The following is a 25,724-nucleotide window of genomic DNA, read 5'->3' as shown; positions in this document are numbered from 1 at the left end:
GCGGGGGAAGCTTCCAGACCGGTGGCGCACTTTTCTGACCTGAGGTCGGGGATAACCGCAACCGAAGGGGTTGATCGTGCTGTATCATTCCGCGAATCAAGGATAGCCGCCCCCGCTTGTCCGCCACGGTGCATGGTCTATGATGACCCGTCCCGGTCCGGAGCGTTCCATGACGCAGCATGCGCGCGGCCCGGCGCGCGGCATCGAACGGCTCTACCTCGACTTCGACAGTTTCTTTGCCTCCGCCGAGCAGCATTTCAATCCCGCCCTGCGCGGGCGCCCCGTTGGCGTGGTGCCGCTGGACGCGTTGCACACGGGTTGCATCGCGGTCAGCCGCGAGGCAAAGGCATTGGGCGTCAGGTCCGGCACCTCGGTCGTGAAGGCCCGCGCGATCATCCCCGACATGATCTTCGTCGTGGCGCGGCACGATGTCTACGTGCGCCTGCACAACCGCATTCTCGGTGTCATCGGCACCGTCGTCCCCGTGGCGCAGGTCCGGTCCATCGACGAGGTCGTCTGCCACCTGCTGCCGTCAGAGGGGGCGCAGGGCGAGGTGCTGGGGCAGCGGATCAAGGCGGCGCTGGCGGCCGCCTTCAGCGCGGGGCTGACCTGCTCGATCGGGATGGCCCCGACGGAGCTTCTGGCCAAGATCGCGGCGGAGCGGCACAAGCCCGACGGCTTCGCCCTGATCCGCGCCGCCGATCTGCCGCAGGCGCTGGCGGACGTGGACCTCGGCGATCTGCCCGGTATCTCTTCTGGCATGCGTGCGCGGCTGATGGCCGCGGGCGTGCATGATTTCACCACGCTCTGGGCGCTGGCGCCCAAGCAGGCCCGGGCAATCTGGCGCAGTGTCGAGGGCGAACGGTTCTGGAACGGGCTGCACGGCTATCACAGCGAACGGCCCGCCACCCGCAAGAGCGCCTTCGGCCACAGCCGCATCCTGCCGCGCGATTGGCGCAATCCCGAGAAGGTGAGGGTCTGCGCGCGGCTGCTGACCGAAAGCGCCGGACGCCGGGTGCGGCGGGCGGGCGTGCGGGTGACGCGGCTGACGCTGGCCCTGCGGGCGCGCGACCCCGGGGCGGAGCGTGACGCGCAATGGACGTGGGACGGATCCTTTGCGCCCGCGCGCGATGACCACAGTTTCCTGACTGCGCTGGAACAGGGTCTGACCGCCGCTGCGCGCGATCTGCCGTTCCGGCCGCGGTCGGTCAGCGTGATGCTGCACGGCCTGATCGCAGAGGCCGAGATGACGACGGACCTGTTCGGGGCCACGCCGGGTCAGTCCGGTGGCGCCCGCGACACAGCGCGACGGGCCAAGTGGGAAAAGGTCAGCGACTTGATGGATGGCCTGCGCGCGCGGATGGGCCCGCAGGCGCTGTCGCTGGGTCCTATGGCAGAGGTGCCCGGCGGCTATGTCGGAGCCAAGATCGCCTTTGGCCGCATCCCCGATGCCGCGGATTTCAGCGGTCCGGCGGTTGCCGACGCCGACACGCATTTCGTGACATTCTGACCGCAACCGGTGACAAGGGCACGCCCGGCGCCTAACCTGCGGGCACGACGCTGATGCCATTTCCCCGATCGAGGTTCCCATGCCCCCCGTCACAGAGGCCCACCTGACCGACAGCATCGCGGACGCGCTGCAGTACGTGGCCTGCTATCATCCGACCGACTTCATCACCGCGATGGGAGAGGCGTATCGCCGCGAGGAAAGCCCCGGTGCCCGCAACGCGATCGGCCAGATTCTGACCAATTCGCGGATGTGCGCCCTCGGACGGCGGCCGATCTGTCAGGATACCGGGGTGGCCAATGTCTTCGTCAGGGTCGGCGTGCAGGCGGTGACCGACTGGCGCCGCCCGCTGCAGGACATCGTCGACGACGCGGTGCGCCGCGCCTACACGCTGGACACGAACCCGCTCCGCGCCTCTGTCGTGCGCGACCCATTCGGGATGCGCGGCAACACCGGCGACAACACGCCCGCCATGCTGCATGTCGAGATGGTGGCCGGCGACCGGATCGACGTCACCGTCAGCGCCAAGGGCGGCGGGTCCGAGAACAAGACGAAGTTCGCGGTGCTGAATCCCTCGGCTTCCGTTGCCGACTGGGTGGTGAACACGGTCGAGACGCTGGGCGCCGGCTGGTGCCCGCCGGGGATGCTGGGGATCGGCGTCGGTGGCAGCGTCGACAAGGCGATGAGCATGGCCAAGATGGCGCTGAACGATCCCGTCGACATCTTCGACCTGATCGACCGCGGCCCGCAGGACCGGGTCGAGGAGCTGCGGCTGGAGATCTACGAGCGCGTCAATGCGCTGGGCATCGGTGCGCAAGGCTTGGGCGGGCTGACGACGGTGCTGGACGTGAAGATCAGGCACTTCCCGACCCACGCCGCATCACTGCCGGTGGCGCTGATCCCGAACTGCGCCGCGACCCGGCATGTGCATTTCACTTTGGACGGGCAGGGCCCTGCGACCTTCGATCCGCCGGACCTCTCGCTCTGGCCGCAGGTGACGCTGGATGCGGCGGCCTCTGACGCGCGCCGGATCGATCTCGATGCGCTGGATGATGCGACACTCGCCTCTCTGACGCCGGGCGATACGTTGCTGGTGTCGGGCACGCTCTACACCGGGCGCGACGCGGCGCACAAACGCATGGTCGACACGCTCGACCGGGGAGAGGCGCTGCCGGTCGACCTGAGGGGGCGCGCGATCTACTACGTCGGCCCCGTCGATCCGGTGGGGGACGAGGTGATCGGCCCGGCCGGTCCCACGACCTCGACCCGGATGGACAGGTTCACCGACCGCATCCTGTCGGAGACCGGCCTGAAGGTGATGATCGGCAAGGCCGAGCGCGGGCCGGAGGCGCTGAAGGCGATCGCGGCTCACGGCGCCGTCTACATGATCGCCGTCGGCGGTGCCGCCTATCTGGTGTCCAAGGCGATCCGCGAGGCGGAACCGGTCGCCTATCAGGACCTCGGGATGGAGGCGATCTATCGCCTGCGGGTGGAGGACATGCCGGTGACGCTGGCCGTCGACACCCGTGGCAACTCGATCCACGAAAGCGGCCCGAAGGCTTGGCGGCGGAGCGCCTGACGCGACAGACAAGGGCTTCTTGTGCATCCCCGCGGCGCGGACTACCTTCGCGCCGAAACACGGCGGGGGCAGCGGCATGGGCGATATTCAAGGCGAGATCCGGTTGCCGACGCAGGAACTGCGCGACGATATTCCGTTCTTTACCAAGACCCTGAAGATGCGGCTGGACATGATCTTTCCCGCCGACGACCCGGCGGTCGCGGTCTTCTCCGGGCACGGCCTGCGCCTGCGGATCGAGAAGGGGGCGCCGGAACCCGCGGGCACCCTGCGACTGTGCATGGACGACCCCGACGGCTTTGCCGATGGCGCGCGCGTCCTGACCGCGCCGAACGGCACGCGGATCGAGATCGCTGACCTGCACCCGCCGCTGGTCACGCCGGCGCCGGTCCATTCCTTCGTCGTCCGCCGCCTTGCGGATCAGGCGCCCTGGATCGTGGGCCGTGCGGGCATGCAGTACCGCGATCTGATCCCCGACCGGCTGGGCGGGTCGATCATCGCCAGCCACATCCGCATTCCCGACGGCGGCCCGGTGCCCGACATGGTGCATTACCACACCGTCGGGTTCCAGCTGATCTTCTGCTACCGCGGCTGGGTCGATCTGGTCTACGAGGATCAGGGCGAGCCGTTCCGCCTGCACGCGGGCAACTGCGTGATCCAGCCGCCGCAGATCCGGCACCGCGTCCTCTACGCCTCTGACAACATCGAGGTGATCGAGGTCGGCGTGCCGGCAGAGCATGTCACCACGATCGACCACGAGATGACCCTGCCCAACGGTCCCGCCAATCCCGACCGGATGTTCGGCGGCCAGCGCTTCGTCCACCACCGGGCGGAGGAGGCGACGTGGACGCCGTACCGTCTGCCCGGCTTCATCGTCCGCGACACCGGCATCGCGGCCAATACCGGCGACGTGGCCGGCGTCAGCGTCGTGCGGCGCGGGCAGGGAGAAACCGGCTGGGCGACCCATGACGCCGGCATCCTCTTTACCTTCGTGATGGAGGGCGGCCTCACTCTGGAAGGCGAGGGGCGCGACCCCTGCCGCCTTGCGCCGGGCGATGCCTTCGTCATTCCGCCGGGCCATGCGACCCGCTACGCCGATCCCACCGACGACGTCGAACTGCTGGAGGTCGCCCTGCCGGGCGCCTTCGCCACCGACCCGGTGTAGGACGCGCCACTTTCCCGCAATTCCAAAGGCGACCCCATGACCCAAAGCGTCACGCGCAAGCACCTTTTCGATCTGCCCGAGGGCGTGATCTACCTCGACGGCAACTCTTTGGGGTCGCTGCCCGCCGCGGTGCCGGGCCATGTCGCCGGCATGGTCGCGGACCAGTGGGGGCAGATGCTGATCAAGGGCTGGAACGACGCCGGCTGGTTCGCCCAGCCGGGCCGCGTCGGCGATAAGATCGCGGGGCTGATCGGGGCCCCGGCGGGGTCGGTGATGGCGGGCGACACGCTGTCGATCAAGGTCTATCAGGCGCTCGCCGCGGCACTGCGGATGAACCCTGACCGCCGGGTGGTGCTGTCCGACAGCGGCAATTTTCCGACCGACCTTTACATGGCGCAGGGGTTGCTGGACCTGATCGGGCAGGGCCACAGCCTGCGCGTGGTGGAACCGGAGGCGGTGGCGGAGGCCATCGACGAAGAGGTCGCCGCCGTCCTGCTGACGCAGGTCGACTATCGCACCGGGCGGCGGCACGACATGACGGCGCTGACGGGGGCGGCGCATGACGCGGGTGCCGTGATGATCTGGGACCTCGCCCACAGTGCCGGCGCCTTCGAGATCGACCTCGCCGGGTCGGGCTGCGCCTTTGCTGTCGGCTGCACCTACAAATACCTGAACGGCGGCCCCGGCGCGCCGGCCTTCATCTACGTCCGCCCGGATCTGGCGGATACGGCCCAGCCCGCGCTGCAGGGCTGGATGGGTCACAATGCGCCCTTCGCCTTCGACATGGACTACCAGCCGGCGGGCGGCATCGCCCGGATGCGGGTCGGCACGCCGCCGGTGATCCAGATGTCGGCGCTGGAACAGGCCCTGTCGGTCTGGGACGGCGTTTCGCTCGCCGATGTTCGCGCCGCCTCCGTCGCTTTGATGGAGCAGTTCATTGCAGAGGTCGAGGCGCGCTGCCCGCAGCTCACTCTCGCCAGTCCTCGCGATCCGGAGGCGCGCGGCTCACACGTCTCGTTCCGCTTCGCAGAGGGCTACGCCGCGATGCAGGCGCTGATCGACCGCGGTGTGATCGGCGACTTTCGCGCCCCCGACATCATGCGCTTCGGCTTCACGCCGCTTTACCTCGACGATGGCGACATCACGGGCGCCGTCGACATTCTGGCGGATATTCTGGCGACCGAGGCATGGCGCGATCCGAAGTATCAGGTACGCGGCGCGGTGACCTGAGGCGACAGGGGCGGGCGGCGGCCCAGCCGATGGATTGCCTGTCCGGTCCGATCCTTTAGGATGCCGTCTTGCCGGCAATTTGCCGGTGCAATGCAGAGACACGCCCGGCGACCCGGGCAGAGGTGGCGATGACCCGTGACGAAACGCAAGCGATGGCGCAGATCCTGCCCTTGGGACAGGACGGCATCCTCGTGCGCTTCGGCGACGGCTTTCGGGCGGCGCCTCAGCGGGCGCAGGCCTTTGGCGATAGGGTGCGCCGGGCCGACGTGTCGGGCGTGACAGAGGTCGCGACATCGCTGGCGTCGGTGCTGGTCCGGTTCAGGCCCGACGCCGTGTCCCGATCGAACCTGACTGCCCGACTGCAGGGCCTTTCGAGCGAGAACGACACCCGCGATGCGGCGGTGCCGACGCGCCTCTGGACGATCCCGGCGAGCTTTGGCGGCGATTCTGGCCCGCAATTGGCAGAGACCGCCGATCTGGCGGGCCTGTCCGAAGCCGCTGCGGTGGAGGCCCTGACTTCTGTCGAGGTCGGCGTGCTTGCCATCGGTTTCGCCCCCGGCCAGCCCTATCTGGGGTTCCTGCCGGAGGCGTGGGACATGCCCCGGCAGCGCGACCTGACCCCGCAGGTGCCGGCGGGGGCCCTCGTCGTGGCGCTGCGGCAACTGGTGCTCTTTGCCAATCCCAGTCCCACAGGCTGGCGCTGGATCGGATCATGCGCCTTCGCCCCGTTTCGGGCAGATCGGGCGGAGCCCTTCGCCCTGCGCGCCGGGGACCGCATCCGCTTTGCCCGGACCGACGCGTCGGAGATCGCGGCCCTGCGCGACGCCCCCGACGGCCTTGGCGGTGCGACCTGCGCGGATCCGGCATGAGCGCCGTGCTGACGATCGTGAAGGCAGGTCCCCTGATGACCGTGCAGGATTTGGGCCGACCGGGGCGCATCGGCGTCGGGTTGTCGCCCGGCGGGGCGATGGACCGGCAGGCGCTGATGGCCGGGGCTGCGCTGCTGGGGCTGGCGCAGCCCGGCGCCGCGGTCGAGATGGCGGGGCTGGGCGGGCAGTTCCGCTGCGATGCGCCCCTGCGCTTTGCCCTGACCGGCGCGGTGATGAGCGCGCGCATCGATGACAGCCCCCTGCGCTGGAACGCGACGCATTTGCTGATGCCCGGCCAGACACTGACGATCGGCGGGGCATCGGCGGGCACCTACGGCTATCTGACGCCGGCGGGCGGGATCACGGGGCCTGCCGCGCTGAAGAGTGTCGCGGCGCATCTGTCGGTCGGCCTTGGGGAGCGGCTGCAGGATGGTGCGACGCTGACGCTCGGGGACGACCCGCAGCCGGACAGGGCCCATCGCGGTCTGCCACCCGACGATCACCTGACCGGCGGCACGCTGCGGCTGATGCCCGGGCCGCAGACCGCGATGTTCGACGATGACACCCGCGCGCGGCTGGCGACCACCGCATTTACCCGCAGCCCGCGGGCCAGCCGCACCGGCGCGCCGCTGCTGCATGACGGCGCGCCATTCGCGGCCAAGAGCCCGAGCGGTCCGGTGTCCGACTTCGTGCGCGCCGGCGACGTGCAGATCACCGGGGACGGCACGCCCTTCGTCATGATGGCGGAATGTCAGACCATTGGCGGCTATCCCCGGATCGGTACGGTGATCGAGGCGGACATGGCGCGCGCCGTGCAGGCTCCGGTGGAGGCGGCGATAGGTTTCGACTGGCTGACGCTGGACACCGCGGATGCATTGCACCGGACCGACGCGCAGATCATGGCGACCCTGCGCGCGCGGACCTTTCCGTTGCTGCGCGATCCCGCCGGCATGTCCGACCTTCTGTCCTATCAACTGATCGGCGGCGTCACCGCCGGCGACGATCTGGAGCCTGCGCCATGACCAAGACCATCGACCTGAATGCCGACATGGGCGAAAGCTTCGGCCCCTGGCCGATGGGCAACGACGCGGCGCTGCTGAAGATCGTGAGTTCCGCCAACATCGCCTGCGGCTTTCACGCGGGCGATCCATCGACCATGGCGCGGACAATGGACCTGGCCCTTGCCGCTGGCGTGGCCCTTGGTGCGCATCCGGGCTTTGCCGATCTGCAGGGGTTCGGCCGCCGCCGGATCACCCTGTCAGGTGCGGAACTGACGCATATGATCCAGTACCAGCTGGGGGCCGCGATGGCGCTGGCGCAGGCGCGCGGTGCGCGGCTGGCGCACTTCAAGCTGCACGGGGCCCTGTCGAACATGGCCTGCGAGGATCTGGAGATGGCGACGACCTGCTACCGCGCGGCGCTGGCGGTGCAGCCCGACCTGCGGCTGGTCGTGATGCCGGAAACCGCGCTGGCGCAGGCGGCGACCGATCTGGGGGCCGCATGGGCGGCAGAGGTCTTTGCCGACCGCACCTATGCGGACGACGGCACCCTGACCGACCGCAACCGGCCCGATGCGATGATCCACGACCCCGCCGTCGCCGCCGCGCGAATCGTGGCCATGCTGCGCGACGGGGCGATCACCACGACGGGGGGCAAGCGCCTGCCGACGCGCATCGACACGATCTGCGTCCATGGCGACGGGGCAGAGGCGCTGGCGATCGCGGGACAGCTGGCCGCGGCGCTGGCCGACGCCGGCATCCGGATCGCGGCGCCGACGGCCTAGGCCGGTCGGGTCAGGCGCCGAACAGGCGCCCGCGTTCGGCCACCAGCACGCAGATCACCGACACCAGCGCCAGACCGACGAAACCGGATAGCAGCGGGATCAGCGTTCCGTTGTAAAGGTATCCGACGGCACCGCCCAGCAGGCCGCCCCCCAGCGTCTGCGCCGCCCCCAGCACCGAAGAGCCGACACCGGCGACACGGCCAAGAGGTTCCATCGCCATGGCGTTGAAGTTCGTCGGCACGAAACCGAAGAAGCACATCATCACGATGAAGAGCGTCAGGAACACCGGGAACGGCGTCGCCCCGCCGAAAACGATCGCCAGCGCCAGATGGATGGCTGCGATGGTCGTGAAGCCGATCAGCGCGCCGTGCGACAGTCGCTTGACCCCAAGGCGCGCGACGAGCCGCGAGTTGGCGAAGGACGAGGCGGCCATGAAGACCGCGACCAGCGAGAAGTAGATCGTGAAGTGCGGTCCGACGTTGTAGATGCCGGTATAGATCTGCTCTGCCTGACCGATGAAGGCGAAGAGCGCGCCGAAGAAGGCCGCCATCGCCAGCGTGTAGCAGGCGGCAATGCGGTTGGTCAGCACGAGGCGGAACGCTTCGAACACAGGCCTGATCCGCAGCTCGCGGCGGTCGGCGGGGTTCAGCGTCTCTGGCAGGCGCGCCCATGACCAGACCAGCGCGACAAGGCCGAACAGCACCATGAAGCCCGACAGTTCCCGCCAGTCGCCGAAATAGAGCACGGCGGATCCGATGTTGGGGGCAAAGACCGGCATGACCATGAAGACCATCATCACCAGCGACATGACGCTGGCCATGCGCGCGCCCGCAAAGCGGTCGCGCACCACCGATGTCGCGATCACGCGGGTCGCGGCGGCCCCGATGCCCTGCACCAGTCGGGTCAGCAACAGCGCCTCGAACGTGGGAACGAAGACGGCGGCGACCGCCCCCAGCAGATAGATGCCAAGCCCCGCGAACAGGACGGGGCGCCGGCCGAAGCGGTCCGACAGCGGGCCATAGAAGATCTGCGCGCCACCGAAACCGATGACATAGGCCGTGATGACGAATTGGCGCTTGTTCTCGTCCGTGACACCAAGGGCAGAACCGATATCCTGCAACGCCGGGATATAGACGTCGATCGCCGCGGCGTTCAGTGCCATCAGCAGGGCGATCATCGCGACGAATTCAAAATACGGCAGGACGGCAGGATCGCGCCTGTCGTCCGCGGTCAGGACGAAGCTCATTGGTTTTTTCCGGATCAAACTAGTTGCCTTGCTAATTATCCCACCGGTCCCATGCGGCAACCCTTCTGGCGTCATGGCCGCCATGCGCAGAAGGCATGGCTGCAACGGTCAGCCGGCAGCGTCCTGCGCGTCCAGCACCCTGCGGGCGGCGCGGAAACATTCCAGCGCCTGCGGCACGCCGCAATAGATCCCGATGACGTGGATGATCGCGCGCAGCTCGTCGCGGGTGACGCCGTTGGCCAGCGCGCCTTTGCAGTGCAGCTCCCATTCGTGCATCTTGCCCAGCGCGCCGATCATCGACAGGTTCATCATGCTGCGGGTCTTGGCGTCGATCACCTCGTCGCCCCAGCCGAAGCCCCAGCACCACGCGGTCATCGCCTCTTGAAAGGGCCGGGTGAAATCGTCGGCAGCGGCGAGGTTGGCGGTAACATAGTCCGCCCCCAGCGTTGCCTTGCGCTTCTCCAGCCCCTTCAGGAACAGGTCTTCGTCGAATGTGCCGGTCATGGTGTCCTCCCGTTTGAAGCGACGCTAGTGGAAGTCGCGGCTCTTGGGAATGATCCGCACGTCGCGCGGATGCTGGCGGCCGCCGTTGGGGGCCTGGGGATGCGTGACCTCGTCGCCGCGTCCCATCGTCTGGCGCATGGCGTCGGGGGCCAGCCGCAGCAGGGCGTCAGACCGGTCGGTCAGGCTTTGCGCCACGATGTGGATGATCTCGATGTCGCGCTGCACGTAGCCTTCGACGACCAGCAGGCGAGACTGCATGACGACCTTGCGGAACTGCTCCATCACCTTGGGCCAGACGACGAGGTTCGCGACCCCGAACTCGTCCTCTACCGTGATGAAGCAGACGCCCTTGGCGCTGCCGGGGCGCTGCCGGATCAGCACCAGCCCCGCCAGCCTGATCTTGCGCCCCTTGCTGTAGCCATTCAGGTCGGCGGTGCTGGCATAGCCCTGCCGCGTCAGGCTGCGGCGCAAAAAGGACATCGGATGCGCCTTCAGCGATAGGCGTAGGGTCTGGTAGTCGGCCACCACCTGCTCGCAGACCGGCATGACGGGCAGGGGCACCGGCACCTCTGCCCCCTCGTCGGACTGGTCGCGAAACAGCGGCAGGTCAGGGGCGTCGCGCAGGGCCTTCGCCTCCCACAGGGCCTGACGGCGGTCGATCCACATGGACCGCACGGCATCCGCCTCGGCCAGACGGCGCACGACGGGGGCGGTCAGGCGGGCGCGGGTCTTGAGCGCCACGAGGTCGTCGTAGGGTGCATCTCGGGCGTCCATGATCCGCGCGGCGGCATCGGCACGCAGCCCCCCGATCTGCCGCATCCCCAGCCGCACGGCAAAGCCGTTGCGGTAGGGTTCCAGCGTGGTGTCCCAGTCCGAAAAGTTCACGTCTACCGGCTGCACCGTCACGTCATGGTTCTGCGCGTCCCGGACCAGCTGCGCGGGGGCATAGAATCCCATGGGCTGGGAATTCAGCAGGGCGGCACAGAAGGCCGCCGGGTAATGGCACTTCAGCCAGCTTGACACATAGACCAGTTGCGCAAAGCTCGCCGCATGGCTTTCAGGAAAGCCGTAGTCGCCGAACCCCTTGATCTGGTTGAAGCATCTGCTGGCGAAATCCGCGTCATAGCCGCGCTTGACCATCCGGCCGACCATCTTTTCCTGCAACAGCTCGATCGTGCCGCGCGACCGGAAGGTCGCCATCGCCTTGCGCAGCTCGTTCGCCTCGGCACCGGAAAACTGCGCCGCGTCGATGGCGATCTTCATCGCCTGTTCCTGAAAGATCGGCACACCCAGCGTCCGACCGAGGATCTTCTTCAACTCCTCCGGGTCGTGGGGTTCGCCGGGGCTGGGGTAGCTGACCGGCTCCTCCCCCGACCGGCGGCGCAGGTAGGGATGCACCATGTCGCCCTGGATCGGGCCGGGGCGGACGATGGCGACCTCGATCACCAGATCGTAGAAGGTGCGCGGCCGCAGCCGCGGCAGCATGTTGATCTGGGCCCGGGATTCGACCTGGAAGACGCCGATGCTGTCGCCCTTGCACAGCATGTTGTAGACGCGCGGATCCTCCTGCGGGACGGATGCCAGCGTCCAGTCGTGGCCGTAATGTGCCCGTATCAGGTCGAAACACTTGCGGATACAGGTCAGCATCCCCAGCGCAAGGATGTCGACCTTCAGGATGCCCAGCGTGTCGATGTCGTCCTTGTCCCACTCGATGAAGGTCCGGTCCGGCATCGCCCCGTTGCCGATCGGCACGGTGCGGGTCAGCGCCCGTTCAGTCAGGATGAAGCCGCCGACGTGCTGGCCCAGATGCCGCGGCATGCCGATCAATTGGCGGGCCACGATCAGGGTCTTGCGCAACAGGGGGTCGGACAGGTCGACGCCGGCCTCCTTCGCGTGGCTCTCGCCGATGTCGGTGCCCCAGCTGCCCCAGACGGTCTTGGCCAGCGCCGCCGTCACATCCTCCGACAGGCCCATGACCTTGCCGACCTCGCGGATCGCCGACCGCGGGCGATAGTGGATGACGGTGGCACACAACCCCGCCCGGTCGCGGCCGTACTTCTTGTAGATGTGCTGGATCACCTCCTCGCGCCGCTCGTGTTCGAAATCGACGTCGATGTCGGGCGGCTCTTTCCGTTCCTCGCTGATGAAGCGTTCGAACAGCAGGGCGTGCTGGGCGGGGTCGACGGCGGTGATGCCAAGGACGTAGCAGACGGCGGAATTGGCCGCCGAGCCGCGGCCCTGGCACAGGATGCCGCGCGACCGGGCGAAGAGGACGATATCGTGGATCGTCAGGAAATACTGCGCGATGTCGAGCTTGGCGATCATCGCCAGTTCGCGACCCAGGGTCGCCCGCGTCTCCGGCGCTATCCCTTCGGGATAGCGGGTGGCCGCCCCCTCCCAGGTCAGTTTTTCCAGATGCGCCTGCGGCGTGCTGTCCTTCGGGATCACCTCCGATGGGTATTCGTAGGACAGCTCCCGCAGGTCGAAGAGGCAGGCATCGGCCACCGCCCGGGTCGCCGCGATCGCATGCGGCCATTCGGCAAAGAGCCGCTGCATCTCGGCCGGGGACTTCAGATGTCGCTCGGCATTCGCCTCCAGCAGATAGCCCGCGCGGGCGAGGGTCGTCTTTTCCCGGATGCAGGTCATCACGTCCTGCAGGGGCCGTCGGGCCGGGACGTGGTAGAGGACATCGTTGGTCGCCAGCAGGCGCAGCCCGTTCTGCCCGGCCATCCGGTCCAGCCGCGTGATCCGCGCCCGGTCGTCGCCACGGTAGAGGTAGCTGGCGGCCAGATGGCGCAACGTCGGCAGGGCCCGCACCAGCCGCGGCAGGGTCCGGGAGAAACCGCGCAAATCACGCGGGGGTACGGCAATCAGCTGCACCCCGTCGCTCTGTGCGGCCAGATCCGCCAGCGTCAGGTCACAGACGCCCTTGGCCTGCCAGGCCCCGTCGGGATCGTGCATGCGCCCCTTCGAGATCAGCGCGCTCAGATTGCCATAACCCGCCCGGTTGCGCGGATAGGCCAGAAAGGTCTCTCCCCCCACCAGCGCGATCCGGGCCCCGATCACCGGGCGCATGCCGGTCTTGCGCGCTTCCGCATGGATGCGCACGACGCCGGCCAGCGTGTTCAGGTCGGCGACCCCGATGGCGTCATACCCCAGCGCCCAAGCCTCGCCCGCCAGGTCGGCGGCGTCAGAAGCCCCCCGCAGGAACGAAAAACAGGTGAAGAGGCCGAGTTCGACGTAAGTCGCCTTGGGGTTCTTCGCATAGACCCCATCCTCCGGCAGGGTGTGCCGGGGATGGACGTGATCGTTCTCAGGCATCGGGGGCATCCCCCGCATCGGGGTCGCATGGGGGCTCTGCCCCCGCCGCCAGAGGCGGCCCCCCCGAGGTATTTGGGACGAGAAGAAGCCCAAATTGCCCGAGGTGGGTCCAGCGTTCCGCGACCTTGCGGGTCCACGGAACGCCTTCTCCTCGTGCGGTCATCGGCGCCTCCGCCTGTACCGCCAAATCAATATGCACGAAGGTAGTTAAGAAACCCTTGCTTCTTCTCGTCGAAAATACCTCGGGGGGGAGGGCCTTTGGCCCGGGGGGGCTGGCCCCCCCAGCGACAGGGGCCAACGGGCACATCAGCCGAACAGGCCGTGCACGAACCAGCGCGGCGGCTCCGGCCGGTCGTCGCCGTAGATGCCGTCGCGGTAGATCCACAGCCTGCGGCAGCTGTCATCCTCGATCCGGTAGTAGTCGCGCAGGCGGGTGCCGGGCCGGTCGTTCCACCATTCCGGCGCGATGCGTTCCGGTCCGACGAAACGGACGATGCGATGCGGCACCCGGCGCCAGCGGAACTGGACCGGCGGACCTTCGGGGACGGCATAGAGGACGTTGATCTCTTCCGGCGAGTCGAACAGGCGCAGGGGGCGGTCGGTGAAGACCGGCGATCCGGCGCCGCGGGGCGCCTGCGACAGGGCCAGCGCCCAGGCCAGGCTGCGTTCGGGGATGTGGCTTTCGTGCAGGGCCGGCGTGCGCACCGCCTGCGGCCCCAATCGCGCCGACAGCCGGTCCACCACCTGCGCCAGGGCCGCGCCATCGTCGGCCCGGCCTTCCAGGTCGGTCTGGGTCGCCGTGACATCCTCGGTCAGATCCGCAGAAAGCGTGATCAGCTCGAACCCGTATCCGGGATCGATCCGGTCGAGGCGATCGTCGAACAGGCGGCGCATGTGGGCGGGGTCGCGACTGGCGCGGGCGGTGGCGGCGGTGATTGTGCTGACCTCGGCGTCCGTGCGGTAGATCGTGACGGTCAGCCGCCGGGCGCCGCAGCCGGCCTCTGCCATCGCCGCGCAGAGGGTGGCGCAGAGATCGGGCAGATAGGGGGTGGGATCCTGAACAGGCTCCGGCAGGCGCACCTGTACCGCAAAGCGGTGCGGTTCCTGACCGGCACTGACCGGTTCGGCCAGACGGCCCTGCAGTTGGTCCAGCCGGGCCAGCGGGTTCTGCACAAGCGCTGCCCGGGCAAAGCGCCGGGTCAGGCTGAGGCGGGGCACGGCGGCGATGTCGCCCACGGATTTCAGGCCCAGCCTTTGCAGCAGCAGGACGGTATCCGACTCCAGCCGCAGGGCCCGCGCGGGCAGGGGGGCCGTCATCTGCGCCAGCGTGTCGGGTGTCGCGATGCTGCGCACCGGGCCGAACCGGGCCAGCGCCCAGGCCGCGCCGTGGGTCGGCGCCATCGCGAGGCGGCTGGAGAACCCCAGCGCGCCCAGCGTCCCCTCGATCTCTCGCAGGAGAGCATCCTCGCCCCCCCAGAGGTGGTCCGATCCGGTCGTGTCCATCACGATCCCGTCGGCCCCGTCCACGGCGGTCCAGGGGCACCAGCGCCGGGCCCAGAGCATCAGCTTGTCCAGTGCCGCGCGGTCGCCGTCGGGGTCGGCACGCACCACGCGCACGGTCGGACACAGGGCACGCATGTCGACCACCCGTGCGCCGGTTTGCAGCCCCGCCAGTGCAGCGGCCCGGTTCACGGCGGTCACCACGGGGCCATGCGGCCCTTCGCTGGCGAGGATCACGGGCAGGTTGTCGGGGGGCGCGTCGTGGCGCGCATGGCCCCAGCGCAGCCAGCGGGCCATGGCGAAATCCGTCAGCTGCAGGCTGACGATGCGGCGCGAGAGGGCCCTGCGATCCGGTCCCGGTCCGGACCCGGTGTCCCGGTCCGGACCGTCGCAGGAGGCGCGTCGCGCCGCAGGCTGGCGGGGCGGCGCGGGGCGACCGGCGCGCAGCGCCGGGACAGGCATCTGCAACGCGGGCATGACCGATGTTGGCTGCATCGGTCCTTGTCCCCCGGGGCATGACGGCCCCGCGTCGCCCGGCCGGGCGCGGTGCAAGTGACCGGACCCTGAAAGGCCCGCGTTCCGGGGTCCGGTCGCGACTTCGGCCAGTTGCAGGATATCGAGCGCCGCGGACAGGCGGGTCGGTCCCACGGGGTGCAGGCCCGCCTGTGCCACACGGGGCGCATGATCCTGCACCCCGCCGGCGCGGCGCGCGCGGGACAGGGGAAAGGGCAGAATCCGGGCGGAACGGTCTTGGGTCATTGTAAGCAGACTTCGAAGGGAAGGGGCGGCCGCCTATGCGACGGTCAGCCGGCGGCACGGATCGTCGGGCCGGGGGTGTGGCGGGTTCCATCGGAGAGGCCACCACCCCCGGCATCGTTCATATGGACAGCGTGCGACAGCAGGACACCGGTCTTGCCCGGACCCGCAACCCATTGTCCCGGCGGGCGCCCGCGGGCCCGGAACAGGTCCGCCTGCCAGAGCGGTGTGCCCGGCGCGCGGTTGTCATCGGGGTCCAGACGGGCGGGCAGGGACGTGATGCGCCACCGCTGCCGCGCCGCGCTGAGGTTCGGATGGCCCCCGCGCCGGATCAGCAGGGCGGGAATCGCCCGCGCCTCTGCCCGCAGGGCCAGACGCTTGGTCGCGGTGAAGTCGAGGGCGGGGGGATCGCCCCAGAGTTCGCCCAGAACCGCGCCGAGGGCATCGCAATGCAGGCCTTCCTCCATGCTCCATAACAGGTCGACGGCCCGGTTCACGGTCACGAGGATCAGTCGCAGCCCGGCGGGCAGGCCGGCAGGAAAGGGCTTGCCCGATTCGCGCTGCGTCACGCGGTCCTGCACCCACAGGATCGGCTTGCCCGAGGCCGCGATCTGCTTCAGCTGGGTGCAGGCGAAGGCCGTCACGGCGCCGTCGGCAGCATTGTCCGTGAAATATTCCGAAAGGGTCGGTTCCGCCACGCAGAGCGGGGCAAGATCCGCGTCCCGCCCGGTCCGGCGCGAGGCGGCATGGTCGTAAAACAGGGTTCCGGCGGTGCTGAGTGGCGTGTTCACGGGGCGTGTCCGATTCCATTTGTTCCTGATTTGTTCTATACCGCGACGGTGCTTTCGTCAAACCTTCAACATGCCTTCACAACTCTGAAAGGGCGCCCGCAGCCCCCGGACCGCAGGGATGGTTGCATGGTCCTTCACCGGTATGAAGGCCGGTCATGGAACGACATTGCGACGCCTCCCCGCTTCGGCCATTCTGCGCGGAACACGGCAGGTCGGCAGACCTGCACGGCATCGACGGGAGGAGGAGACCGGCGTGACACTGAAACGGATCATCGGGGTTCTGGGGATCCTGGCCGGCACGCAGGCCGCGGCAGAGACCACGGTCCAGCGGCATGTCCTGCCAGAGCCCCTTACCAACGCGGATTTCCTGCCGGTGGACCCGGACGCGGCAAAGCTGGGCCAGCTTCTGTTCTATGATCCCATCCTGTCGGGCGGGCGAGACGTGGCCTGCGCCACCTGTCATCACCCAAAATTCGGCACCGGCGACGGCCTGTCGCTGGGGCTGGGCGACGGCGGGCGGGGGCTCGGGCCGGACCGGATCGCCGATCCCGCCAACCTGCCGGAGGAGCGGGTGCCGCGCAACGCGCCCGCGCTGTTCAACCTCGGCCTGCGCGACCTGACGGTCCTCTTCGACGACGGCCGGATCAGCGTCGATCCGAACCGCCCCGGCGGCATCCGCACCCCGCTGGAGGACGAGATGGTGACCGGCTTCGCCTCCCTGCTGTCGGCGCAGACCATGTTCCCGGTTCTCAGTCCCGACGAGATGGCGGGCCATTACGCCGAAAGCGATGTCGCGCGCGCCGTGCGGCAGGGGTTGCTGACCGGACCCGGCGGGGCATGGGACCTGATCGCGCGCCGCGTGGCGGCCATTCCCGTCTATGCGCGGATGTTCCAGACGGTCTATCCGCACCTGACCGGACCGGACGACATCGGGTTCACCGACATCTCGAATGCCATCGCCGCCTTCATGGAACTGGAATGGCGGTCCGACACCGCGCCCTTCGATGCGGTGCTGCGGGGCGAGGCGACACTGCCGGAGCCCGCGGCGACGGGGATGGACCTGTTTTACGGCCGCGCCGGCTGCGGCACTTGCCACAGCGGCCCGTTGCTGACCGATCAGGGCTATCATGCGATGGGCGCGCCGCAGATCGGACCGGGCAAGGGCGCGCGGTTCGAAGCCTCCAACCGTGACGAGGGGCGGTTCGAGGTCACGGGGCAACCGGAGGACCTGTTTGCCTTCCGCACGCCATCCTTGCGCAACGTGGCCTTGACGGGCCCCTACGGCCATGCGGGCAGTCACGCGACGCTGGCGGGCTTCGTGGCGGATCATGCCGATCCGGTCGCGGCCCTGTCGCGCTATGACATCGCGCAGGCCGTGCTGCCCCGCCTCGATGTCCGCGACGACGCGATCATGTCGGACCCGGCCGAGGTGGCGGCGATCGCCGCCGCGGTGACGACGCCGCCGGTTGCCCTGTCGGACGAGGATGTGACGGCGCTTGTGGCCTTTCTCGATAGCCTGACCGATCCCACCGCGATCAAGGGGCGGATGGGCGTGCCGACAGCGGTTCCCAGCGGGTTGCCCGTGCCCTGACAGCCCCGAATTTTCGGCGAAAATTCGAAAGATGGCCTGCTGCGACCTGACGTCGGCCTGCGGGGGGCGCCGAATTTTCGGCGAAAATTCGCACAGCCTTGCCGCAGGCGGCAAGGCGCCTCCGGCGGGAGTATTTGGAAAAAAGCGAGGGGGTCGCACTTAGTCGTTTGAAAGCCGTGTCACTGTGTCAGCCTGCAGGGTCTGCGTGGTGGTCGTGCCGTCAGGCCAAGTGACGGTGACATCCGCGGCGGTGGCAGGCCCGAGGCCGATGTGCAACGGCAGGGCCTGACCGCCGGCATGGCCGCCGCCGATGCGCACCTCTCGGGTCTGGGTCAGATCGGGCGTGGTGACGGTGACGCGGGCGCCGACCGCCTGCGTGTTGCCGTCGGGTTGTGTCAGCGACAAGCCGAGCCAGTGGCCGGTGGCGGGCGTTTCGTTGCGGTAGAGCAGCATGGGCGCGCGGCGGTTCACCACCACGAGGTCGAGGCGGCCGTCGCCGTCGAAATCCGCCAGCGCCGCACCCCGTGCCCGGTGCGGATCGGCCAGACCGGCGGCGGGGGCGACCTCCTGAAACGTGCCGTCAGTGCGTTGCATCAGCAGGTTGTTGGGGTCGGCCATGGCGTTGGTCGGCATCTGGTCGACGTTACCCTTGGCGATGAACAGATCGAGACGGCCGTCGTTGTCGACGTCGCCGAATTCCGAATGCCAGCCGGTCGAGGGGCGGCCGTCGTCGCCCTGATAGGGCCGCTGCGCATAGGTGCCGATGCCGTAGGGGGCGGGGGCGTAGGTACCGTCGGGCTGCGCCAGCTGCAGCAGCTGGTCGCCCATCGATGTCAGCATCACGTCGTCACGCCCGTCCCCCGTGACGTCGGCACTGGCGATGCCCATGCCCCAGAGCGAAACCTTGCCCCAGCCGTCGGCCTCGGTGAGGAAGCGGCGGTCGGCGATGTCCCACATCTGCTCGTACCCGCCGCGGACGTAGTATTGCCGGTCGTTGGACAGGCGCAGGGTCATGCGGCCACGGGCGTCGGTCGCTGCGAGCATCGACAGGGGGCAGAAGCCCGGTTCCAGGATTTCTGCCGCATAGCCAGTGGCGGCGGGCCGCAGTATCGTGTTGGTGTCGCATGCAAAGAAGGGGCCGTCTGGGTTGCTGCGGTCGACGTAGTGGCCCACTGCCATGACCGGGCGGTCGCTGTCAGGCTCCCACCAGGCGGTGAAGGCGGTGGTCCACTGGTCCGTTTGCGGGATGCCCCAGTCCGCCGTTGCATCGGTGAAGCTGCAGTCGGGCCCGCCCTGCAATGCCACGTCGGGACCGACGCGCATGACGTAGAGATCCAGCAGCCCGTCGCCGTCGATGTCGATGGGGTAGGCCCCCGTCGTCTCACTCAGGTCGGGCAGGGGGGCCGGGTCGAAGCGGAAGTCGCCACGGTTGATCCAAAGGGCGGCGGGCGTCGTGCCACCGGCGGCGAAAATGTCTGGCCGTGCGTCATCGTTGCAATCCATGACGGCGACACCGCCGCCGACGAAATGCTCCCACCCGCCGGCATACTGATGATCGCCCAGCGCTGCGGACCGGTCGGTAAAGCTGACCTGTGCCGCGGCCGGGCCCGTCGTCAGCGCCAGAAGCAGGGCAAGGCGCATCATGCCCCCAGCACCGCGTCGGTCGCATCGGCCAGCGCCAGCGCCGCCGCACCCTGTGCCCAGACGAGATCGCCCCAGACATGGGTCGCGATCTCGCAGGTGGTGCGGCCTTCGGCCAGCGTCAGGGCCTGCATCTCGCGCAGGACGGCGTCGGAATAGAGGTAGTCGTAGCGCATGCGTTCCCCGGCAAGGATGATGAGGGCAGGATCGAAGAGCTGCACAACGTTCGCAAGCCCCAAGGCGAGATAGCGGCCGGCGCGGCGAAATATGGTTGCGGCGGCGGCATTGCCTGCCTTGGCTTCGGCGAAGAGGGCATCGATCACGGCGGCATTGCCCGCGTCGCGGGCCGGCCGGTCGAGGGCGGTCGCGGCCTCGCGCGCGAGGGCGTAGTCGGCGAGATAGGCCTCCAGACAACCGCGCTGGCCGCAGCGGCAGAGCGCGCCATCGAGCGCCACCTTGGTATGGCCAAGCTCCATCCCCATGCCGCGGCTGCCGCGAAACAGGCGGTTGTCGAGCACGAGGCCCATGCCGACGCCATGCTCCACCGTGACCACCGCGAAATCCGACCGGGCCCGCCCGCTGCCGAACCAGAGCTCTGCCAGCGTCAGCACATTGGCATCGTTGTCGATCCGGACCGGAACGCCCAGCCGGTCCGCCAGCAGCGCCGCTAGGGCCGTGTCGCGCCCGGCGATCAGCGGGGACCAGGGGACCTGTCCGGTGTCGTGTTCGACGATGCCCGAAATGCCCAGACCCAGCCCCGCAACGCAGGCGATGTCCTGTCCGGCCTCTGTCAGCAGGCGATCGACGAGGGTGCCGACCTCCTCGACCAGCGCAGCGACCGGCTTGCGCGCGCCCGCGGTGGGCAGGGTCACGTCGGCAACGGTCTGGCCGGACAGGTCGACCAGCACGGCGGAATGACGCGCGTCGGCCAGCTTGATGCCGATCACGCAGCGGGTGCCGCGCACGACGCGCAGGGCGACAGGCGGGCGGCCGCGGCCGGCCTCGCGCGGCGTGTCCTCGACCTCTTCCAGAAAGCCGCTTTGGATCAGGTCCGACGTCAGGGCCGAGACACTGCCGGCGCTGATGCCCAGACCGCGGGCGATGTCGGCCCGGCTGCTTTGCCCCGTGGCGCGGACATGGACGAAGACCTGCTGGCGCAGCCCCCCCGTCCGGTCGGACTGGGACGGCTGCAGCGGGCCGCAGCCCCGCACGCCCGCCGCTGCGGCCGACCCTGCGTCATACATAACTTCATCCCCCAAAGATAATGCTGCACCTGCGAACGCGACTCGCGGTCCCGTTCGCCCTCCCGGCAACGTCATCGTGGCGCATTACGCCTCTGCCGCCCTGTTTTGGCAAGATTATTCCACGGCGGCCCGTAAATTATTTTGACAACTGAATTAATATCGGCATTTTGAGCGTCACAGGGCCAGGAGGCTCCGAATCCCCGCCACGCGGGACATTCTGTCTGGGAGGACACCATGAACAAGCACATCCTCGCCGCCGTCATCGCGACGGTCGGTTTCAGTTCTGCCGCCTACGCGCAGGACGGTCTGACCGTTGGCGTCAGCTGGTCGAACTTTCAGGAAGAGCGCTGGAAGACGGACGAAGCCGCGATCAAGGAAGCCCTGGAAGCCGCTGGCGCGACTTACATTTCCTCTGACGCGCAGGCCTCTGCCGCCAAGCAGCTAACCGACATCGAAGCGCTGATCGCCCAGGGCGCCGACGCGCTGATCATCCTTGCGATGGACAAGGACGCGATCACCCCGGCGCTCGACCAGGCTGCAGCCGAAGGCATCCCGGTGGTCGGCTACGACCGCCTGATCGAGGACGACCGCGCCTTCTATCTGACCTTCGACAACAAGGGCGTCGGCACGATCATCGCGCAGACCGTCATGGATGCGGACCCCGATGGCGGCAACATCGCCATCATCAAGGGCGACCCCGGTGACCCCAACGCGCAGTTCCTGCTGGACGGCATGATGGAAGTGCTGCAGCCGATGATCGACGCGGGCGACGTGAAGATCGCGGGCGAGGCGTTCTCTGACGGCTGGAAGCCCGAGAACGGCCAGAAGAACATGGAGCAGATCCTGACCTCGAACAACAACGAGATCGATGCGGTCCTGGCCGAGAACGACGGTCTGGCCGGCGGTGCGATCGCGGCGCTGTCCGCGCAGGGCCTTGACGTGCCGGTGGGCGGTCAGGACGGCGACCTCGCCGCGCTGAACCGCGTGGCGCGCGGCACGCAGACCGTGTCGGTGTGGAAGAACTCCCGCGATCTGGGCAAGCGCGCGGCGGAAATCGCCGTAGCACTGGCCGACGGCACCGCGATGGACGCGATCCCCGAGGCGCAGAAATGGGCCGGCGGCGAGAAGGGTGTGGAGATGGATGCGATCTTCCTGCAGCCCACGCCGATCACCGTCGATAACCTGAACCTCGTCATCGACGCCGGCCATATCTCCAAGGAGCAGGCCTGCGAAGGTGCGATGGACAGCGTCGCGGCCTGCAAGTAAGGCATGACACAGACCGGCGCGGGATAGCCTGCGCCGGTTTTTCCTATTGTACGCAGCTGTTTGCAGTACGTTCTTATGGCGGATGATCCGAGAGCGTCGAGCCTCGTGACCGCCGCCCTCCTCTTCGCCCCAGTCGCGCAGGACCTGCCATGACCGACACCACGAATGCCCCCGCGGCCCCGTCGAACCCGCCGCCCAGCCGCGCCATGAACAAGGGCGCTTGGTCGCGGTTCCTGACCGCGACGGAGCTTGATACCCGCCTCATCGGCATGGTCGCCGCGCTGATCCTGATCTGGGGCGGCTTTCACATGTACGGCGTGCTGGTGAACGGCCAGGGCTTCTTTCTGACACCGCGCAACCTGTGGAACCTCAGCGTTCAGACGGCATCGATCGGGATCATGGCGACGGGAATGGTGCTGGTCATCATCACCCGCCACATCGACCTGAGCGTCGGGTCGATCCTCGGCTTCACCGCGATCCTGATGGGGATGATGCAGGTCAACATCCTGCCGCAGTACCTTGGCCTTGGCCATCCGCTGATCTGGGTCATCACGGTGATCTTCGGCATCCTATGCGGCGTGCTGATCGGCGGGTTTCAGGGTTTCCTGATCGCCTATGGCGGCATCCCGGCCTTCATCGTCACCCTGGGCGGCCTGCTGGTCTGGCGCGGCTGCGCCTTCCTCGTCGCCCGCGGAGAGACGATCTCGCCCGTGGACAGCACCTTTTCGCTGCTGGGCGGCGGGCCCTACGGGTCCGTCGGTTTCATCGGATCGTGGATCGTGGGCGCGATCATCTGTGCCGGCGTGATCTTCATGATCGTGAACGGCCGCCGCCAGCGCACGAAATTCAAGTTCGCCAAGCGCCCCTATTGGGCCGATGCCTTTCTTGCGATCCTCGGCTGCGCCGCGGCCATCGGTGCCGTGCTGCTGGTCAACAGCTATCCCTGGCCCCGGGGCATCGTGCGGCAGTACATCGCCGCGAACAACCTGACCGCAGAGCCGTCGGAGCTGTTCATCAGCCACGGTTTCGCGATCCCGGTGCTGATCCTGATGGTCGTGGCCGTCACGATGAACTTCGTGATGAACCGCACCCGCTTCGGTCGCTACGTCTTCGCCATCGGCGGCAACCCAGAGGCCGCGGCGCTGGCGGGCATCGACACCAAGTGGATGACGGTCAAGATCTTCGCGATCATGGGGGGCCTCGCCGGTCTGTCGGCGGTTGTCGCCTCGGCCCGCCTGAACTCTGCCACCAACGCGCTGGGCACGCTGGACGAGCTTTACGTCATCGCCGCCGCCGTCATCGGGGGCACATCGCTGGCCGGGGGCGTCGGCACGATTTTCGGCGCGATCCTCGGCGCGCTGGTCATGCAATCGCTGCAGTCGGGCATGGTGCTGATCGGCTTCGACGCCGGGATGCAGCAGGTCGTCGTCGGCTCTGTGCTGGTGCTGGCCGTCTTCCTCGACATCCTCTACCGCCGCAAATCGAAGTAAGGGCCCGATCATGAGCGAGAAACCATACATCGACCGCACCGGCACCCCGCTTGTCGAGATGCGCAACATGTCGATTTCCTTCGGCGGGATCCAGGCCGTAGATGACGTGAGCATCGACCTTTATCCCGGTGAAGTCGTTGGCCTTTTGGGCCACAACGGTGCCGGCAAGTCGACGCTGATCAAGATCCTGTCTGGTGCCTATCACGCCGACAGCGGAGAGATCTTCGTCAACGGGGAGAAGGCCACGATCGCCAATCCCCGCGACGCGCGGACCTACAACATCGAGACGATCTATCAGACGCTGGCGTTGGCGGACAATCTGGATGCGGCGTCGAACCTGTTTCTGGGGCGGGAACTGACGACGAAGATGGGGATGGTCGACGACGCTCAGATGGAAGCGGAATGCCGCAAGATCATGCATCGCCTGAACCCCAACTTCAAAAAATTCGCGGAACCGGTCAGCGCCCTGTCCGGCGGTCAGCGCCAGTCCGTCGCGATCGCCCGCGCGGTCTATTTTGACGCCAAGATCCTGATCATGGACGAACCGACCGCCGCGCTCGGCCCGCAGGAAACCCAGATGGTCGCAGAGCTGGTGCAGGAGCTGAAGCGGCAGGGTCTTGGCATCTTCCTGATCTCTCACGACATCGCCGACGTGATGGAGCTGTGCGACCGCGTATCGGTGATGAAGAACGGCCAACTGGTCGGCACCGAGAAGGTCGAGGACGTGACGGACGACGACATCCTCGGCATGATCATCCTCGGCAAGAAACCCGGCCAAAAGGCAGCTTAGATGTATATCGGACTCGACCTCGGCACCTCCGGGGTGAAGGGCATCGTCATCGACGACACCCAGACCGTGCTGGCAGAGGCGACGGCCCCGCTGACGGTCCAGCGGCCCCATGACGGCTGGTCCGAACAGGACCCCGCATCATGGATCACGGCGACAGAGGCGGTGCTCGACAGCCTTGCCGGGCAGGTCGACATGGGTGCCGTCCGCGGCATCGGACTGTCGGGGCACATGCACGGCGCAACCCTGCTGGACAGCGCGGATCAGGTGCTGCGGCCCTGCATCCTGTGGAACGACACGCGGTCCGCGTCAGAGGCCGCCGTTCTCGATGACAATCCCGACTTCCGTCGCCTGACCGGCAACATCGTCTTTCCGGGCTTCACCGCGCCGAAACTGGCTTGGGTCCGTAACCACGAGCCCGAGACCTTCGCACAGGTCGCGAAGGTGCTGCTGCCGAAGGATTACCTCCGCCTCTGGCTGACCGGAGAACACGTCTCCGAGATGTCGGACGCCGCCGGCACCGCCTGGCTGGACGTGGCCAACCGTGACTGGTCCGACGACCTGCTGGCGGCGACCGGGCTCGACCGGGACGCCATGCCGCGGCTGGTCGAAGGCTCTGCCGTGTCCGGCAAGGTCCGTCAGGCGCTGACGTCGCGCTGGGGCATGGGCGATGTCGTCGTGGCCGGTGGCGGTGGCGATAACGCCGCCAGCGCCGTGGGCGTGGGCATCGTGAAGCCGGGGCAGGCCTTCGTGTCGCTTGGCACCTCCGGCGTGCTTTTCGCCGCCTCGGACGCCTACCAGCCCGACGCGGCCTCTGCCGTGCATACCTTCTGTCACGCGCTGCCGGACACATGGCACCAGATGGGCGTGATCCTTGCCGCCGCCGATGCACTGAACTGGTGGGCCGGTGTCGCGGGCGAAAGCTCTGCCGCGCTGACCGGCGGTCTTGGCGCGCTGCAGGCGCCGGGCCGGGCGCTGTTCCTGCCTTATCTGGGCGGAGAGCGGACGCCGCACAACGATGCCCGCGTGCGGGCGCAGTTCCTGCACCTCGACCACGCGATGGACCGCGCCGCGATGACCCGTGCGGTGCTGGAAGGGGTGACGCATGCCTTCCGCGACAGCTTCGACGCGCTGACCGGCACCGGGACGCGCATCGACCGCCTGATCGGCGTCGGCGGCGGCTCGCGGTCCGACTACTGGGTGCAGGCCATCGCCACATCGCTGGGTCTGCCCGTCGATCTGCCCGTCGCCGGCGATTTCGGTGGCGCATTCGGCGCGGCACGTCTGGGCCTGATGGCGGCGACCGGGGCAGGGGTGGAGGTTTGCAACACGCCCCCCATCGCCGGCACGGTGGAGCCCGTGGCCGCCCTGCAGGACGCCTTCAAGGACGCGCACCAGCGGTATCGTGCCGCCTATCCGGCGGTCATGTCGCTCGCCTGACCGGGGTCCGGTTCGGG

At 68.3% G+C, this 25,724-nt stretch carries 19 protein-coding genes; 12 read left to right on the top strand and 7 right to left on the bottom strand.

The features are described 5' to 3' along the window. Positions 1 to 169: 169 nt before the first annotated feature. The 7 genes from BUA54_RS05065 (at position 170) to BUA54_RS05035 (ending at position 8,130) form a co-directional block, all read left to right on the top strand. Positions 170 to 1,510: a Y-family DNA polymerase gene (locus tag BUA54_RS05065; protein ID WP_072856056.1), complete on the top strand. Its 1,341-nt coding sequence runs from the start codon at positions 170 to 172 to the stop codon at positions 1,508 to 1,510. A 79-nt stretch (positions 1,511 to 1,589) separates the two neighbouring features. After that, entirely contained in the window at positions 1,590 to 3,086 is a 1,497-nt protein-coding gene (locus BUA54_RS05060; protein WP_072856055.1) for a fumarate hydratase, read from the top strand. Positions 3,087 to 3,162: 76 nt separating this feature from the next. After that, entirely contained in the window at positions 3,163 to 4,248 is a 1,086-nt protein-coding gene (locus BUA54_RS05055; RefSeq protein WP_072856164.1) for a cupin domain-containing protein, read from the top strand. 36 nt (positions 4,249 to 4,284) lie between these two features. Further along, complete coding sequence (gene kynU, locus BUA54_RS05050) at positions 4,285 to 5,478, top strand: kynureninase (RefSeq protein ID WP_072856054.1); 1,194 nt, start codon at positions 4,285 to 4,287, stop codon at positions 5,476 to 5,478. Positions 5,479 to 5,606: 128 nt separating this feature from the next. Further along, the gene (locus BUA54_RS05045) at positions 5,607 to 6,347 is read left to right on the top strand and encodes a 5-oxoprolinase subunit B family protein (RefSeq protein WP_072856053.1); all 741 of its coding nucleotides are present in this window, start codon (positions 5,607 to 5,609) and stop codon (positions 6,345 to 6,347) included. Continuing rightward, a complete protein-coding gene (locus BUA54_RS05040) occupies positions 6,344 to 7,369 on the top strand; it encodes a 5-oxoprolinase subunit C family protein (RefSeq protein WP_072856052.1) in 1,026 nt (341 codons plus the stop codon). The genes BUA54_RS05045 and BUA54_RS05040 overlap by 4 nt, the downstream gene beginning before the upstream one ends. Beyond that, entirely contained in the window at positions 7,366 to 8,130 is a 765-nt protein-coding gene (locus BUA54_RS05035) for a LamB/YcsF family protein (RefSeq protein WP_072856051.1), read from the top strand. Before BUA54_RS05040 ends, BUA54_RS05035 begins: the two co-directional genes overlap by 4 nt. Before the next feature lie 10 nt (positions 8,131 to 8,140). On the opposite strand, the gene BUA54_RS05030 is transcribed toward BUA54_RS05035, so the two are convergent. From BUA54_RS05030 to BUA54_RS05010, 5 genes are all read right to left on the bottom strand, one after another. Next, complete coding sequence (locus BUA54_RS05030) at positions 8,141 to 9,376, bottom strand: multidrug effflux MFS transporter (protein ID WP_072856050.1); 1,236 nt, start codon at positions 9,374 to 9,376, stop codon at positions 8,141 to 8,143. A gap of 108 nt (positions 9,377 to 9,484) precedes the next feature. Next, a complete protein-coding gene (locus tag BUA54_RS05025; protein WP_072856049.1) occupies positions 9,485 to 9,880 on the bottom strand; it encodes a carboxymuconolactone decarboxylase family protein in 396 nt (131 codons plus the stop codon). Between the two features lie 24 nt (positions 9,881 to 9,904). Then, on the bottom strand, positions 9,905 to 13,201 hold the full coding sequence (locus tag BUA54_RS05020) for an error-prone DNA polymerase (RefSeq protein ID WP_072856048.1): 3,297 nt from the start codon (positions 13,199 to 13,201) through the stop codon (positions 9,905 to 9,907). Between the two features lie 306 nt (positions 13,202 to 13,507). Further along, complete coding sequence (locus BUA54_RS05015) at positions 13,508 to 15,460, bottom strand: Y-family DNA polymerase (protein WP_342742683.1); 1,953 nt, start codon at positions 15,458 to 15,460, stop codon at positions 13,508 to 13,510. Between the two features lie 44 nt (positions 15,461 to 15,504). Beyond that, entirely contained in the window at positions 15,505 to 16,248 is a 744-nt protein-coding gene (locus BUA54_RS05010) for an ImuA family protein (RefSeq protein WP_245810560.1), read from the bottom strand. Positions 16,249 to 16,501: 253 nt separating this feature from the next. Between BUA54_RS05010 and BUA54_RS05005 the strand changes: the two genes are divergently transcribed. Then, positions 16,502 to 17,839, top strand: a complete 1,338-nt coding sequence (locus tag BUA54_RS05005) for a cytochrome-c peroxidase (protein WP_425434946.1) — start codon at positions 16,502 to 16,504, stop codon at positions 17,837 to 17,839. A 159-nt stretch (positions 17,840 to 17,998) separates the two neighbouring features. Here the strand turns inward: BUA54_RS05005 and BUA54_RS05000 are convergent, their stop codons facing one another. Next, positions 17,999 to 19,480: a CRTAC1 family protein gene (locus BUA54_RS05000; RefSeq protein WP_072856047.1), complete on the bottom strand. Its 1,482-nt coding sequence runs from the start codon at positions 19,478 to 19,480 to the stop codon at positions 17,999 to 18,001. Next, positions 19,480 to 20,724, bottom strand: a complete 1,245-nt coding sequence (locus tag BUA54_RS04995; protein WP_072856046.1) for an ROK family protein — start codon at positions 20,722 to 20,724, stop codon at positions 19,480 to 19,482. Before BUA54_RS04995 ends, BUA54_RS05000 begins: the two co-directional genes overlap by 1 nt. Before the next feature lie 234 nt (positions 20,725 to 20,958). On the opposite strand from BUA54_RS04995, the gene BUA54_RS04990 reads away from it, so the two are divergent. The 4 genes from BUA54_RS04990 (at position 20,959) to xylB (ending at position 25,707) form a co-directional block, all read left to right on the top strand. Next, positions 20,959 to 21,990 carry a substrate-binding domain-containing protein gene (locus BUA54_RS04990; RefSeq protein WP_072856045.1) on the top strand — a complete coding sequence of 344 codons (1,032 nt, stop codon included), beginning with the start codon at positions 20,959 to 20,961 and terminating at the stop codon, positions 21,988 to 21,990. Between the two features lie 149 nt (positions 21,991 to 22,139). Next, positions 22,140 to 23,480 carry a sugar ABC transporter permease gene (locus BUA54_RS04985; protein ID WP_072856044.1) on the top strand — a complete coding sequence of 447 codons (1,341 nt, stop codon included), beginning with the start codon at positions 22,140 to 22,142 and terminating at the stop codon, positions 23,478 to 23,480. A 10-nt stretch (positions 23,481 to 23,490) separates the two neighbouring features. Further along, positions 23,491 to 24,270: an ATP-binding cassette domain-containing protein gene (locus BUA54_RS04980; protein WP_072856043.1), complete on the top strand. Its 780-nt coding sequence runs from the start codon at positions 23,491 to 23,493 to the stop codon at positions 24,268 to 24,270. Beyond that, entirely contained in the window at positions 24,271 to 25,707 is a 1,437-nt protein-coding gene (gene xylB / locus BUA54_RS04975) for a xylulokinase (RefSeq protein WP_072856042.1), read from the top strand. It abuts the gene before it with no gap. Positions 25,708 to 25,724 lie beyond the last annotated feature (17 nt).

The sequence above is a fragment of the Loktanella atrilutea genome, from assembly GCF_900128995.1.
GTDB classification, from domain to species: domain Bacteria; phylum Pseudomonadota; class Alphaproteobacteria; order Rhodobacterales; family Rhodobacteraceae; genus Loktanella; species Loktanella atrilutea.
This window is presented reverse-complemented; position numbering and strand designations above follow the sequence as displayed.

What these genes read in the sequence shown, in the direction of transcription:
- BUA54_RS04985 (WP_072856044.1), top strand. Translation starts at nt 22,140, where the DNA reads ATGACCGACACCACGAATGCCCCCGCGGCCCCGTCGAACCCGCCGCCC.
- BUA54_RS05015 (WP_342742683.1), bottom strand. Translation starts at nt 15,460, where the DNA reads ATGACCCAAGACCGTTCCGCCCGGATTCTGCCCTTTCCCCTGTCCCGC.
- BUA54_RS05020 (WP_072856048.1), bottom strand. Translation starts at nt 13,201, where the DNA reads ATGCCTGAGAACGATCACGTCCATCCCCGGCACACCCTGCCGGAGGAT.
- BUA54_RS05040 (WP_072856052.1), top strand. Translation starts at nt 6,344, where the DNA reads ATGAGCGCCGTGCTGACGATCGTGAAGGCAGGTCCCCTGATGACCGTG.
- BUA54_RS05035 (WP_072856051.1), top strand. Translation starts at nt 7,366, where the DNA reads ATGACCAAGACCATCGACCTGAATGCCGACATGGGCGAAAGCTTCGGC.
- BUA54_RS05045 (WP_072856053.1), top strand. Translation starts at nt 5,607, where the DNA reads ATGACCCGTGACGAAACGCAAGCGATGGCGCAGATCCTGCCCTTGGGA.
- BUA54_RS05055 (WP_072856164.1), top strand. Translation starts at nt 3,163, where the DNA reads ATGGGCGATATTCAAGGCGAGATCCGGTTGCCGACGCAGGAACTGCGC.
- BUA54_RS05025 (WP_072856049.1), bottom strand. Translation starts at nt 9,880, where the DNA reads ATGACCGGCACATTCGACGAAGACCTGTTCCTGAAGGGGCTGGAGAAG.
- BUA54_RS04995 (WP_072856046.1), bottom strand. Translation starts at nt 20,724, where the DNA reads ATGTATGACGCAGGGTCGGCCGCAGCGGCGGGCGTGCGGGGCTGCGGC.
- BUA54_RS05060 (WP_072856055.1), top strand. Translation starts at nt 1,590, where the DNA reads ATGCCCCCCGTCACAGAGGCCCACCTGACCGACAGCATCGCGGACGCG.
- kynU (WP_072856054.1), top strand. Translation starts at nt 4,285, where the DNA reads ATGACCCAAAGCGTCACGCGCAAGCACCTTTTCGATCTGCCCGAGGGC.
- BUA54_RS05030 (WP_072856050.1), bottom strand. Translation starts at nt 9,376, where the DNA reads ATGAGCTTCGTCCTGACCGCGGACGACAGGCGCGATCCTGCCGTCCTG.
- BUA54_RS05065 (WP_072856056.1), top strand. Translation starts at nt 170, where the DNA reads ATGACGCAGCATGCGCGCGGCCCGGCGCGCGGCATCGAACGGCTCTAC.
- BUA54_RS05000 (WP_072856047.1), bottom strand. Translation starts at nt 19,480, where the DNA reads ATGCGCCTTGCCCTGCTTCTGGCGCTGACGACGGGCCCGGCCGCGGCA.
- BUA54_RS04990 (WP_072856045.1), top strand. Translation starts at nt 20,959, where the DNA reads ATGAACAAGCACATCCTCGCCGCCGTCATCGCGACGGTCGGTTTCAGT.
- xylB (WP_072856042.1), top strand. Translation starts at nt 24,271, where the DNA reads ATGTATATCGGACTCGACCTCGGCACCTCCGGGGTGAAGGGCATCGTC.
- BUA54_RS04980 (WP_072856043.1), top strand. Translation starts at nt 23,491, where the DNA reads ATGAGCGAGAAACCATACATCGACCGCACCGGCACCCCGCTTGTCGAG.